This window comes from Kineobactrum sediminis, assembly GCF_002868715.1.
In the GTDB taxonomy this organism is placed as follows: Bacteria; Pseudomonadota; Gammaproteobacteria; order Pseudomonadales; family Halieaceae; genus Kineobactrum; species Kineobactrum sediminis.
Genome location: NZ_PKLZ01000007.1, coordinates 241,700 through 254,598, shown reverse-complemented (window position 1 = coordinate 254,598; position 12,899 = coordinate 241,700). Strand labels below are relative to the sequence as shown.

Sequence of the window (12,899 nt, the reverse complement as noted above, 5' to 3'; positions counted from 1 at the left end):
CTTCACTCCCAGCTCGCGCTACCGGTGTTGAGCTCGGCGATGCGACCGCCGTCCACGACCAGTTCGGCACCGGTGATGTAGGAAGCTTCATCGCTGGCCAGGAACAGGATGGCGTTGGCACATTCACGGGGATCGCCGATTCGGCCAACAGGAATGGATTGCGCGGTTGCCTTGCGCGAGGCATCGTCCTGCAATACCGATTCGGTGGCTGGCGTCAGGAAGGCACCGGGGATAACACTGTTGACCCGAATGCCCTGTTTGCCCCACTCGATCGCCGCATTACGCGACAGGGCCAGCATGGCCGCCTTGGCGGCGCTGTAACCGGCGGTGCCCATCGACCCCAGCAGGCCACAGACAGAAGATACATTCACCACGGCGCCATTGTTTTCCCGCAGTTGTGAATGCGCTTCGCGCATCAGGAACATGGCACCGTCGAGGGATACCAGGAAATTCTGTCGCCAGCCTTTGGTATCGTGTTTCGCCAGCATGCCAGGGACCATCAGGACCGCGTTATTGACCACGATATCCAGGCGCCCGAAGGTGCCAACCGCGGCGGCCACCAGCGCTTTCACGGCGGCCTCGTCCGCAATATCCGTAGGCTGCACCAACGCGCGCCCACCCGCTGCCTCGATTTCTGCTGCTACCGCCGCCAGTTTGTCCGCGCTGCGCGCGGCGAGAACGACGGCGGCGCCCTCCTCGGCAAAGCGCCGTGCGGTGGCGGCACCGATGCCCTGGCCGGCGCCGGTAATAATGGCAACTTTACCTTGTAGTCTCATGCACAATCCTCTCTCAAGATAGAATAAAAAGCGGGTTGCAGCTTAGGCAGCGGGTGCCTGCGCGGTCAACTATCGACAGACCACCCCGCTGGCTTCTGCCCTGCCCCAGCGCCGAATAGGAGTCTCGGTATAATTATTTACCCCGGTAACGTTTCGTAAGGTATTTGCAAGCCATACCAATTACTGCGCGGCTCCCGTAGAGTTACCTACACTTGAATCGACAGAATCTTGCAGGAGCTAGGGTGATGAGTAAACGTATTCCGATGCCAATTCCGCTGGGCTGGTTCCAGGTAGCCTATTCCCACGAACTGGAGGTTGCCGCTTCCATGCCGCTGCGTTACTTTGGCACTGACCTGGTACTGTTTCGCACCGAGGACGGAGAGGCCAAGGTACTCGACGCCTATTGTCCCCATATGGGCGCGCACCTGGGGTACGGTATCCGCGGCCACGCCGGTGGAGGCTCGGCAGTGGTGGGCGACTCCATCGTCTGCCCGTTCCATGGTTGGGCCTATAATGGTGAAGGCCAGTGCACGGACGTGCCTTATGCTGGCAACCTGCCACCGAAGGTCGCCCGGGGCGAGCAGGTCATCCGCAGCTGGCAGGTACGAGAACTCAACCAGGTGATCTGGGTCTGGTATCACCCGGAAAATGCGCCGCCGCAGTTCGAGCCGGAAGTTATTGAAGAAGCCACGCCGGGCAACGATGCCTGGAGTACTCCCAAGCTCCACACCTGGGACATTGGTACCCATATGCAGGAAATCGGTGAAAATGCCGTGGACCCCGCGCACTTCCTGTACGTTCACGGCACCCAGAATATCCCGATGCCGGAGGTGCTGGACTTCAACGGCATTAATCGCTCCGGGCGCCTGGTCAGCAAAATGTCCACCCCGCGCGGCGAGATCACCGGCATTATCGAAAACCGCAATACCGGGCCCGGCCAGGCCACGGTGCGCTTCAGCGGTATCTGTGAAACCGTGCTGATGGCTAACCTGACCCCTGTCGATGCGGAAAACAGCAAGGCTTTTTACGCCTTTTTCCAGAAAAAGGTGGATGGGCGGGAACCGGTGGGCGGTGTTGCCGACGCCATTGTTGCCGACATTTGCAAGCAGATGGATGAGGACCGGATCATCTGGCAGCACAAACAGTATTTTGACAAGCCGATGCTATGCGACAACGATGGCCCTTTCGCCAAATTCCGCAAGTGGTACGCCCAGTTCTATACCAGTGACAGCTGGCGTCAGTGACCAGAAAACGTCACGCCCGGCTGCGGCACGGCGCACTAATGCGTCATGTCGCCTGGAACGGAAACACCACCGGCAGCATCAATAAGACGACAGCGGAGTACACCACCGAGAGCGGCAACCCGCTGCGCACATAGTCGCGCAAGCCATAGCCCCCCAGGTTCTGCACCATCAGGTTGGTGGTGTAGCCGTAGGGTGTCAGGAAACTGGCGCTGGCGCCATAGGCCACGGCCATCACAAAGGGCATGACATTCAGCCCGAAGCTCTCCGCCAACCCGAAGGCTATGGGAAAGCTCAGCGCCGCGGCGGCATTGTTGGTCATCAGCTCGGTCAGCAACAACGTGCACAAATACACCCCGATCAGCGCGGTATAGGGCCCCATGCCGGTCAGGTTGTCCTGCAGCCCCAGCGCCACTACCTCTACCAGTCCGGAGTTGGTCAGGGCCTGTGAGAGGGTCAGGGCCGAAGCAATAATCAACCACAATTCAAAGGGGAAACGGCGCCGCAAATCGGAAGCGCGCACCAGTCGCAACACCAGCATGCCCACCAGCAGAAAGGCCAGGCCCTTGATCAGCGGTATGATTTCAAGAGATGCCAGGACAATAACGGCCAGCAGTGACAGCGTCACAAACCAGTTCTGAAAGGATGTCGTCGTGGACCCGGCAACAGCGTCATCCACCACCATGAAGTTCTTGTCGAGGTTTTTGCGCTCATTGAAGTCAGGACCGGTAGCCAGCATCAGGTTGTCACCCGCCTGAATTGTTATGTTGCCAAGCTTGCCCGAAAGACGTTTGCCCCCGCGACGCATGCCCACGACCGCGGCGTCAAAGAGGGAACGAAAACCGGAGTCCTTGATTGTTTTCCCCTCGATCGCGGCATTCGGCATGACGATCACTTCCATCATGTTTTCCCGTAATAGCCCCTCCTCTACCGCAAACAGACGCAGGCCATCAAACCGGTCCAGTGTATTCACCTGGGTCACGTCGCCGGAGAAGATCAGCTTGTCACCGGCCTCTATATGTTCTGTGGGAGCAACCGGAGAGATCAGGTGCTCGGCACGCACAATTTCCACCAGGAACAGGACATCGAGGTCCCGCAGGCCATTTTCGGCGATGGTTTTGCCCACCAGGCTGGAGCCGGCTCCCACCTCCGCCTCGACAACATACTCCGCCACCTGGATTTCGTGGGCGCTGTCGTGGGGGAGTAAGCGCGCCGACAGTAACAACACCAGCAAGCCGGCACCGGTCGCGGTAACGCCGATAATGAAGAAATCGAAAAAGGCGAGCCCCTGCCCGGTCGTGTCCTCGAGAAAACTGCTGACAATAAGGTTGGTTGAGGTTCCGATCAGGGTCATGGTGCCGCCCATGATCGCGGCGTAGGACAGGGGGATCAGCAGGCGCGATGCCGGGTGGTGCCTGTTGGCGCGAACAGTGGTGGCCAGGGTCGCGACCACCGCCGTATTATTGACAAAGGCGGAAAACACCGCGGTAACGCCACCCAAGCGTAACAGACTCAGGGTATAGCTTGGCGATATCAAGTGGCCTGATAGTTTGCTCAGCCAGGACAGTTTTTCCAGACCGATGGATACCAGCAGCAGCAGGATCAACGTGATCAACCCGGTATTCGAGGCTTTATCGAGCACCTGCGAGGTGTCGACAAGGCCGAGGAAATAGGCAGCCAACATGGCGGCGACAAACACGCGAGCTGCCGGCCAGTCGGTAAAGATCAAACAGAACAGTAACCAGAGAAACAGGCCCGAAATCAATAACTGTTCAATCATGCAGGGGTATCCAGCCAGGGGGAAGCACACAGGTGCACAAGCATACGTGTAACCCGTTACCGCTAACAAGTAAGGCATGCCAGGGTGTCACCCTATTTTCTGCCGGGGTGCTGTTGGGATTCTGATCAGCGTAGAATAACAACAAACCGGGCCTGTGGAAGCACTGCTGATGAAACGTACATTGATCATGGTGACCCTGGCGGCAGTCCTGCTCGCCGCTCTTGTCTATTCCCTGCGAGCACCGCTGCGGCAGGTTGCAGTTGATACATTAACGGCCGATATGTTTGTCCCGGTACCACAGGACACCATGCAGAAGGGTCCGGCGCCGGGCTCGCGGTTCCCGGGCCTGCGGGCACTGCACAATGGCGAGGAGATTACCTTACTGGAACCCTTTGCCGGCAGCAGGGGCACCGTTCTGGTGGCGAGCCGGTCAGTTGAATGGTGCCCGTATTGCATGAAGGAAATGGTGCAACTGCAGGCCCACAAAGCGGCCTTCGATGCCGCCGGCGTCGGCCTGGTGGCGCTCACCTATGATGCCCCACACCTGCAACAGGCCTTTGCCGATAAACACGGCATAACCATCCCGTTGCTGTCGGATATCGATGCGCTCAGTTTCAAGACACTCGGCATCCTCAATACCGATTACGCGCCGGGGGATGATCACTACGGCATTCCCGATCCGGGCATGATCGTGATTGCCCCCGATGGCACGGTAGCGGGCACATTGTTTCTGGACGGCTACAGCAGGCGAGTGGCCGCCGACGCCGCCCTGCTCTTCGCACTTGAGGTATTGTCCGCCGAAGCGGGCTGATACCAGATCGGTGACGTCCAGGCGCGCTCCTGGATCACCGGGCGGTGCTCTGCCGCACAGCAGCCTTCGTAACCGCGACCAATGGTCTGCTTGTTAGTACAGTCGACACCGGCTGCCACACACTGCCGCTGGCTCCAGCGACAGGCCGGGTTTTCCACCACACGGCTGTAATAGAAGGCCGACTGTTGCGCGTTGAAAGCAGGGTCTTCCCACACCGCACAGAGCTGTGCATGACCTTCGCCCGAGGTCTCACAAGTGGTGGTATCCACGGCACCACGCGCTTCCGGGTCACCGGCTACATCCACTACCCGCTGGTGCAGGGTACCCTCGTCGTCAATCCAGCCTTTAATGACCTGCAACTTCTGTAAAGGCATGCCCGGATGGTCCGGGGTACCGCTATCGCGCTGCGCCGACACCAGCAGCCGCAGTACCGCGCCTTCCGGAGCGGCACCGAGTTCACCACCCATCGGCACTCCCGCGGCATAGGCCCTGGAGGCCTGGTCGGGTGCGGCACACAAATCCGCATCAAGCTCCCAGCCCGCGAACAGGCGAGTGACAATACGGGGGCCGCTGGTGCCGTAGGCCTCGCGTCGCTGCATGGCGGCAAACAGCGCGTCCCTGGTATTTTCCTCCGCCCACAACACCGCCAGGCCACCGGGGTTATATTCGAGTTTGTCCGTCAGGCCCGGGGGAACCGATTTCAATGCCGGTACACCCGCGCCTCCATGGCCGGGAAAGTCGTCTTCGGCAACGGCGCCGGGAGCCCCAAGGTGGGTATCGGTACTGCCGATCACCCCGAACTGGAACGGGTTGATATCCAGCTCCTGTTGCAGGGCTATCCCCTCGAGCCAGGTTTCACGAAGAAAGCCGGTGTCAGGCTGTGGCAGGTTATTGAAACCCGCGATGTTATCGAGGGCCAGCTGTTCGAAAGCACAGAGCTCGTCCCGGGTGATGCCGGGCGCAAAGAAACACTCGGAGGCACCCTTGTGCTGCATGATTTCCGCAAGGGGTTCCATGCGCCGACGCCGGGCGGCATAGTCCGCATCGATGGGCGTGCCATCCGCCTGCAAACCACTGAACATATAGCCGGCACTGAGGTTGGAGTTGTGCGGGATTACCAGGGCCTCGCAACCGCTAGCGGCGTCATTACACTCTTTTTCCAGGCTGTCCCACAATAGTGTTTCTCCGGGGGTATCGATGTAGCTTGCCGGCAGTGTCGGCACCTGGGCATTGCGAAATACGACATTGCGATGCAGATTACCGCCGGACCCCGGCTCACTGGCGGTCCACTCGTAGCCGGTGAAGGTCGTGAAACTGCAATCGGCGCTACGGTCATAATAATCTTCTGATGCCTGCTGCATCTCTTCCCAGGGCGCCAGCGCCGCCGCCAGGCACCGTTCACCCTCATCCCCGCACATGCCCAGGTGAGAGGCGCGCATGGACGCCATATAATTGAACAGATAGAAAGCCCCCCTGGGCCAGGCACGGTAAACCCGGCACTGCCAGCTGCGGTAGCCGGCTACCTGGGGATTGGTACACATATTGACTTCGCCGATCAGTTCCGCGTGGTCCGATACCATGGCAAAATCCAGTGGCCGGCGCAGCTGCAGTGTACGCCCCGGCTCCCCTTCTTCATCCCAGGGCTGTATGCCGATACGTTGGCCCCGGGCAAACAGGTAGGCCTGCGCGGGCGTCGTTCGGGTACCCTGGGTACTGGCGTCAAGAGAGTAGCGGGTATGCACGTGCAGGTCGCCGAAAAAGGCTTGTCGATCAGCCTGGTGATCAGCACAGGCTTCGCGCTTTTCACTACTGGCAAAGGTGTTTCCGCCCAGTAGCAGGAGGATGAAAAAGAGGATGTGGTACGGCGAAACGCTGTGTGTGAGCTTATCCATGGCACGACTCTGTTATTGTCAGCGAAGCACTGACAATAGAGGCTTGCGGATAGTGGGGTCAATTGCCGAAGCCGGAATGTTGAACTGCACGCGTGGATTTGTCTTCCGGGCAAAGTTCAACACAAAAAAAACCCCGGTGTTGCCACCGGGGTTTTCGCGGAAAACAGCTACGTCTTATACGACGACGATGTTCTCAGCTTGTGGGCCTTTCTGGCCCTGTGTAACGTTGAACTCAACTTTCTGACCTTCGACCAGAGTCTTGAAGCCTGAGCCAGAGATCGCGCTGAAATGCGCAAATACGTCTGGGCCGGATTCTTGCTCGATGAAGCCGAAGCCTTTAGTTTCGTTAAACCATTTTACGGTGCCGGTGCTAGTAGCCATGTTACTGTCCTGTATTTCAGGTAAAGATTGATACCCCCTGCATGAGGGCTATTGGGCTTGAGGTAGTGCAATTACTTATGAAATCAGGGCCGAGGTACTAACATCGTGACTTCGAAATGGTATGCATAAATAGGTGTAAAACGTTCAAGCAAGTAGGAGTATAGCGTAAAGGTTTTATTTGTCAACTCTCTGCTTGCCAGCGACCCGGTGCATGCGTTAAGCCCGATCCTGCCCGCCTCTCTGTACAGCCTGCCAGGTGCCCGGCGCAACCCCCAGCCACTGGTGGAAAGCCCGGCGAAAGCTGCCGCCGTCGGCAAAGCCCAGGCGCGAGGCAATATCCGCAATACCCAACTCACCCTGCTCGAGCCAATCGCAGGCAGCGTCGCGCAATACCGCTTTGCGCAGCTGGCGCATGCCGGTATTGGCCTGCGCCAGACGCCGACGAAAGGTAGCCAGCGAGAGGCCCAGTCCCGCTGCGAGTTCGGTCTGGGTAGGCAGCGGGACAGACTGGCGTAGCGCGGCTGCCAGCAGTGCACTGACCTGGTCCGGCAGGTAATGTTGCTCCACGCGGAATATGGCGCAGGGGAAACTCCTGAAGAAAAGATCGAATTCATCCGGGGTTCGCACCACCGGCCAGGCCAGTGCGGGGAGTTCGAAATCGAGCGCATAGTCATCGCCACCGGCCAGTACCGGCGCGCCGAATAAACGCAAAAACGGCAATACATCATTCCGGCGTATTGGGCCAATATGTGCCTGTACCAGGGGTAGGTTGCGCCCCACAAGCCATTCCAGCAACTGGCGAAAGGCAAACAGACCGGTGATGTCGACCAGACTGCTGGCACCCGAGACTCGCCCGCGCAGGGAGTCGAGTCGAAAGGAGGCTCTGCCCTCGTGACACTTTAACCGAATGGAACCGGCGCGGGGATGAAGCATGCCGGCAAAACGGGCACAGAGCACAATGGCCTCTTCGAGTGTCCCTGCACTCAGGGCGCAACGACACATCAGCTCGACTTCACCACGGGTCATTGGCGGGTGCGCGTCATCCCCGGCGACATGCATTTCAAGCTGCTGTACCACCAGCAGATACCAGCGCGTAAAGGCCATTGCGTCGCCCGCCGGCGGGCGCTGCGGAACCGAAGCACCACAGGCGCGAAGCTCATTGCAAAGCAGCTCCACCAGCGGTGCGAATATCCCGGGCGCGGATACCGGTGCTGTTGTGCGGGGGAGTACCGGTGTGCTCTCGTCCATGCCTCCTGCCTCTCGCTGCAAGTCCGAACCGACCCTAAAAGAGCAATTATGTACCTTTTAGTGAGCAATTACGATGCGTCGACAGCAATCGGTGTAGCGTAACCTGAGCGCCATAAATTTGCTGGGGGATTACTGGATGAAGCCAAAACAACCGCGTGTGATTATCCTGGGAGCCGGCATGGCGGGCATCCTGGCCGCTATTCGCCTTCAAGCCACCGGCTATGACGACGTTACTGTGTACGAAAAAGCAGATCGCGTTGGCGGTACCTGGCGCGACAATACCTATCCCGGCCTGACCTGTGACGTGCCCTCGCATTTCTATACCTACAGCTTTGAACGCAATCCGCACTGGAGCCGGCAGTTGCCACCAGGTCCCGAGGTGCAGGATTATTTCCAGCGTACAGCCGACAAATACGGTGTTACCCCGATGGTCCGCTTCAATCGGGAGGCCACTGCAGCACGCTTTATCGAGGGTCGCTGGGAGCTCGAATTCGCCTGCGGCCACAGCGACAGCGCCGATATCCTGATCGCCGCCACCGGCGTGCTACATCACCCCAAGTACCCGAAGATCAAGGGTGCGGACCAATTCCAGGGCACGCTGCTGCACAGCGCCCGCTGGGACAACAGTATTGACCTGGCCGGCAAACGGGTCGGCATTATCGGCAACGGCTCTACCGGTGTGCAGATCGTGTCGGCCCTGGCGGGCAAGGTCGGGCATCTGGAGCACTACCAGCGCACCGCCCAGTGGATCATGCCGGTTGAAAACAACGAATTCAGTGCCGAGGAACGCGCGATTTTTCGCGACCCCGAGCAGCTTGCAAAAGCGATGAACGTTGAGGAGTACATGGCGGCGGTGGAAGCCTACACATCCGCGATTACCGATATTGAATCCGACGCGGCCCGGGGCATGGCCCAGGCTTGCCTTGATAATCTGGAGCAGGGGGTAACGGACCCGGTGCTCAGGGAGCGTTTGCGCCCGGACCATACGCCCCTGTGCAAGCGCCTCATTTTCTCTCCGGATTATTACCAGGCCATACAGCACCCGCAGTCTCACCTGGTCACCGAGGATATCGAAGCCATCGAAGCTGATGGAATACGCACCGCGGATGGGCAATTGCATCAGCTGGACGTGATTGTCTATGCCACGGGCTTTCACGCGGACTATTTCATGAGACCGATGACCATCAGTGGAACCAATGGTGTCAGGTTGGACGATTTCTGGGCCGACCGCCCCAAGGCCTACTTTGCCATCACCATGCCCGACTTCCCCAACCTGTTCATGCTTAATGGCCCGAACGGTCCGGTGGGCAATTTTTCCCTGATTGATATTGCCGAACACCAGCTCAACTATATTGAGCAGCTGATGGCCCGGCTCCGCAACGGCGACTGCGACCAGATCGCACCCGTGCACAGCGCCATGCAGCAGTTTGAAGAAGAACGCACGGCCGCCGCCAAGAAAACCGTCTGGTACCTGGGGGGATGCGTCAGCTGGTATCTTGACGAATCGGGAATTCCCTCAAGCTGGCCCTGGAACTTCTCCCGTTTCGTGGCCAGTATGGCTGAGCCTGACTGGAGCGCATTCGGGCTCAATCCTCCGACTGGCGCTGCGGTGGATAAAGCTGCGGCGGGTAAATAAGCACGCTCCTGCATGGATTGGATGATCGGTAGCTGGGGTGTAATGAGGTATACTCCCGCCCCATGAAACCTGCCCTGAATATCCTCCAGTCCGTTTTTGGATACAACGACTTCCGTCCCCTGCAGCAAACCATTGTGGAGCGCCTGATCGCGGGCCACGATGCGCTGGTACTGATGCCCACCGGCGGCGGCAAATCACTCTGCTACCAGGTGCCCGCATTGGCCAGGGACGGCTGCGGTATCGTGATCTCGCCACTGATCGCATTGATGCAGGACCAGGTAGACGCCTTGTGTGAACTGGGCGTGAAGGCAGCCTACCTCAATTCAACCCTGGAGCCAGGCATCGCCCAGGGCATTGAGCAGGCGCTGCTGCGGGGCGAGCTGGACATGCTCTACATTGCACCGGAACGGTTGGTACAGGCTCGTACCCTGGCATTGCTGGAGCGAGCCAGGATAGCCCTGTTTGCGATAGACGAGGCCCACTGCGTGTCTCAGTGGGGTCACGATTTCCGCGCCGACTATCTGCAACTCAGCCTGCTCCACCAACGCTTTCCAGCGGTACCGCGCATTGCCCTGACGGCGACCGCGGATGCGCGCACCCGAGCGGAAATTGTCAGCCGACTCAATCTCGAGTCCGCCGAAAAATACATAGCCGGCTTTGATCGCCCGAACATCCGTTACCGGATCACCCTGAAAAGCACACCCAGACAGCAGCTGCTCGGGTTCCTCAGGGCCGAACATCGCCACGATGCGGGCATTGTCTATTGCCTGTCGCGCAAAAAAGTCGAGGAGACTGCCGCCTGGTTGCAGCAGGAGGGATTTAACGCCCTACCCTACCACGCCGGACTCCCCGCCACCCTCCGGGCTACTCATCAATCCCGCTTTTTGCGCGAGGAGGCAGTGATCATGGTGGCTACCATTGCGTTTGGTATGGGCATCGACAAACCCGACGTACGTTTCGTGGCCCACCTCGACCTGCCCAAGACCATCGAAGCCTACTACCAGGAGACCGGCCGCGCCGGCCGCGACGGATTACCTGCGAATGCCTGGATGGTATATGGGTTACAGGACGTCCTGAAGCTTCGCCAGATGATGGAGAGTTCGGAAGGCAGTGCGGACCATAAGCGCGCAGAGCAACAACGCCTGAACGCCATGCTGGGTCTTTGCGAAATCACCACCTGCAGGCGCCAGGCCCTGCTCAACTATTTCGGCGACGAACTGCCCGAGCCCTGCGGCAATTGCGATACCTGCCTGGAACCGGTGCCAACCTGGGACGGCACCGAGGCGGCACGCATGGCGCTCAGCGCCACGTACCGCACGGGCCAGCGCTTTGGCGTAAACCACCTTATCGATGTCTTGCGAGGAGTGGAGAATGACAAGATCCTGCAATCGGATCACCACTGCCTGCCGACCTTCGGGGTTGGTAAAAAGCTGGACAAGACCCAATGGAACTCGGTGTTTCGACAGTTGGTAGCCCGAGGCTACCTGAACGCGGACCTCGAGCGCTTTGGCGCCCTGCGTCTGCAGGATAAATGCAGGGCACTGCTGCGGGGAGAGGAATCGCTGGAGTTGCGCCTGGATATCGCCCGCAAGGCCCAGCGCCAACAGACCCGGCAGGCGCTGCCGGAAGATCTCGACGTTGAACTTTGGGAGGCCCTGCGTGAATGTCGCCGCGAACTGGCCGCCAGCCAGGGCATTCCCCCGTATATTGTCTTTCAGGATCGAACCCTGCAGGAAATGTGCGCTCACCTGCCCCGCTCCATCGCCGAGTTCGGCACTTTGATTGGTGTGGGCGAGCGCAAGCGAGACAAGTATGGCTCGGCTTTCCTTGATGTTATTGGCCGACACCGGAGCCCCACACCTTCCTGACCAGACCGGCCGCTTGCACCCATCACGGCTTTTTCCTACTCTGGTTTCTTTTTAAAGGATTGCCATCATGAGCGACAACAAGATACCCCGTTCCAGTGAAGATGATTACAGCCCGGAAATACTCGCCAGAAGACAGGATTTCATTGAGGAGAAAACCCCCGCGCGGCTTCACCACACCCGCCAGTACTCCTTCGAAGCCGACGTCATGTCGGGCAATATAGAGAACATGTTCGGCGCCGTACAGGTTCCTGTAGGTCTGGCAGGTCCGCTACTGGTGGACGGGGAGCACGCCAAGGGCGAGTTCTATGTGCCCATGGCGACAGTCGAGGGAACCATGCTGGCGAGTTATAACCGCGGCATGAAGGTGATCCGGGAGAGCGGCGGAGTGAAGACCACAGTGTGTGGTGAAGCCATGCAGCGAGCACCGGTGTTTGTGTGTGCCGATGCCAGGGACGCCAGGGATTTCGAACAGTGGCTGGTAGCCCATTTCACAGAAATAAAGGCGGTGGCCGAGGCCACCACCTCAATCGGCAAGTTACTGGAAATCGAACATTATATTGCCCACAACATGGTCTTCACCCGCTTTGACTACAGCACGGGTGACGCCGCCGGCCAGAACATGACCAGCAAAGCCACATTCGCGGCCTGCGAATGGATTAACCAGCAATATCCGCGCTTGTCTCACTACCTGTTGTCGGGCAACTTCGACACCGAAAAGAAAACCTCCTCGGTCAACATGCTCAAGGGTCGGGGTCGTCGGGTTACCGCCGAAATCACCATTCCGCGCGACGTACTGATCAACAACCTGCGCATTACCCCCCAGCAAATGCACTACGGCCAGGGTATCAGTACGCTGAGCTCCTTCCTGACCAACTCATCCAACAACGCAGCGCACCCGGCCAATGGCCTCGCGGCACTGTATCTGGCCACCGGACAGGATATCGCCAACATTGGCGAGTCGAACCAGTGCTCCACTTATAACAAGGTGACTCGCGACGGTGATTACTATTTCTCAATAACCCTGCCCTCGCTCATTGTTGCCACCTATGGTGGCGGTACCGCACTGCCAACCCAGCGCGAATGTCTCGAGATTATGGACTGTTTCGGGGTCGGCAAGGCTTTAAAGCTTGCTGAAATCGCCGCGGCACTGACAATGGCCGGCGAACTCTCTCTGGGCGCCGCCACCAGGCTCGATAAAGACACCCGTCGCAACGAATGGGTGGATGCCCACGAGCGACTGGGACGCAACCGCTAGGATGTCCCTTT

At 59.0% G+C, this 12,899-nt stretch carries 10 protein-coding genes; 5 read left to right on the top strand and 5 right to left on the bottom strand.

Translation table 11 applies throughout. The features are described 5' to 3' along the window. Window positions 1-2 precede the first annotated feature (2 nt). Entirely contained in the window at window positions 3-776 is a 774-nt protein-coding gene (locus CWI75_RS09310; RefSeq protein ID WP_206604683.1) for an SDR family NAD(P)-dependent oxidoreductase, read from the bottom strand. Between the two features lie 245 nt (window positions 777-1,021). Between CWI75_RS09310 and CWI75_RS09305 the strand changes: the two genes are divergently transcribed. Then, window positions 1,022-2,020, top strand: a complete 999-nt coding sequence (locus CWI75_RS09305) for an aromatic ring-hydroxylating oxygenase subunit alpha (protein ID WP_101521227.1) — start codon at window positions 1,022-1,024, stop codon at window positions 2,018-2,020. A gap of 43 nt (window positions 2,021-2,063) precedes the next feature. Here the strand turns inward: CWI75_RS09305 and CWI75_RS09300 are convergent, their stop codons facing one another. After that, window positions 2,064-3,797 (bottom strand): SLC13 family permease, encoded by a 1,734-nt coding sequence (locus CWI75_RS09300; RefSeq protein ID WP_101521226.1) that lies wholly within the window; start codon window positions 3,795-3,797, stop codon window positions 2,064-2,066. A gap of 169 nt (window positions 3,798-3,966) precedes the next feature. Here CWI75_RS09300 and CWI75_RS09295 point away from each other — a divergent pair, with 169 nt between their 5' ends. Continuing rightward, window positions 3,967-4,608: a peroxiredoxin family protein gene (locus CWI75_RS09295; RefSeq protein ID WP_101521225.1), complete on the top strand. Its 642-nt coding sequence runs from the start codon at window positions 3,967-3,969 to the stop codon at window positions 4,606-4,608. Here CWI75_RS09295 and CWI75_RS09290 read toward each other — a convergent pair. The 3 genes from CWI75_RS09290 to CWI75_RS09280 all read right to left on the bottom strand — a co-directional run bounded on the left by CWI75_RS09290 (window position 4,536) and on the right by CWI75_RS09280 (window position 8,129). Then, entirely contained in the window at window positions 4,536-6,500 is a 1,965-nt protein-coding gene (locus tag CWI75_RS09290; protein WP_101521224.1) for a DUF3604 domain-containing protein, read from the bottom strand. The genes CWI75_RS09295 and CWI75_RS09290 overlap by 73 nt on opposite strands. Window positions 6,501-6,674: 174 nt before the next feature. Continuing rightward, complete coding sequence (locus CWI75_RS09285; RefSeq protein ID WP_101521223.1) at window positions 6,675-6,881, bottom strand: cold-shock protein; 207 nt, start codon at window positions 6,879-6,881, stop codon at window positions 6,675-6,677. 216 nt (window positions 6,882-7,097) lie between these two features. Next, entirely contained in the window at window positions 7,098-8,129 is a 1,032-nt protein-coding gene (locus CWI75_RS09280) for a helix-turn-helix domain-containing protein (protein WP_101521222.1), read from the bottom strand. Window positions 8,130-8,265: 136 nt separating this feature from the next. On the opposite strand from CWI75_RS09280, the gene CWI75_RS09275 reads away from it, so the two are divergent. From CWI75_RS09275 to CWI75_RS09265, 3 genes are all read left to right on the top strand, one after another. Beyond that, a complete protein-coding gene (locus CWI75_RS09275) occupies window positions 8,266-9,765 on the top strand; it encodes a flavin-containing monooxygenase (RefSeq protein ID WP_101521221.1) in 1,500 nt (499 codons plus the stop codon). Window positions 9,766-9,827: 62 nt separating this feature from the next. Continuing rightward, window positions 9,828-11,633 (top strand): DNA helicase RecQ, encoded by a 1,806-nt coding sequence (recQ, locus tag CWI75_RS09270; RefSeq protein ID WP_101521220.1) that lies wholly within the window; start codon window positions 9,828-9,830, stop codon window positions 11,631-11,633. A 67-nt stretch (window positions 11,634-11,700) separates the two neighbouring features. Continuing rightward, on the top strand, window positions 11,701-12,888 hold the full coding sequence (locus CWI75_RS09265) for a hydroxymethylglutaryl-CoA reductase (protein WP_101521219.1): 1,188 nt from the start codon (window positions 11,701-11,703) through the stop codon (window positions 12,886-12,888). The last annotated feature ends 11 nt before the right edge of the window (window positions 12,889-12,899 follow it).

Coding starts and splice junctions, on each gene's coding strand:
- CWI75_RS09310 (WP_206604683.1), bottom strand. CDS start 776: ATGAGACTACAAGGTAAAGTTGCCATTATTACCGGCGCCGGCCAGGGC.
- CWI75_RS09305 (WP_101521227.1), top strand. CDS start 1,022: ATGAGTAAACGTATTCCGATGCCAATTCCGCTGGGCTGGTTCCAGGTA.
- CWI75_RS09300 (WP_101521226.1), bottom strand. CDS start 3,797: ATGATTGAACAGTTATTGATTTCGGGCCTGTTTCTCTGGTTACTGTTC.
- CWI75_RS09295 (WP_101521225.1), top strand. CDS start 3,967: ATGAAACGTACATTGATCATGGTGACCCTGGCGGCAGTCCTGCTCGCC.
- CWI75_RS09290 (WP_101521224.1), bottom strand. CDS start 6,500: ATGGATAAGCTCACACACAGCGTTTCGCCGTACCACATCCTCTTTTTC.
- CWI75_RS09285 (WP_101521223.1), bottom strand. CDS start 6,881: ATGGCTACTAGCACCGGCACCGTAAAATGGTTTAACGAAACTAAAGGC.
- CWI75_RS09280 (WP_101521222.1), bottom strand. CDS start 8,129: ATGGACGAGAGCACACCGGTACTCCCCCGCACAACAGCACCGGTATCC.
- CWI75_RS09275 (WP_101521221.1), top strand. CDS start 8,266: ATGAAGCCAAAACAACCGCGTGTGATTATCCTGGGAGCCGGCATGGCG.
- recQ (WP_101521220.1), top strand. CDS start 9,828: ATGAAACCTGCCCTGAATATCCTCCAGTCCGTTTTTGGATACAACGAC.
- CWI75_RS09265 (WP_101521219.1), top strand. CDS start 11,701: ATGAGCGACAACAAGATACCCCGTTCCAGTGAAGATGATTACAGCCCG.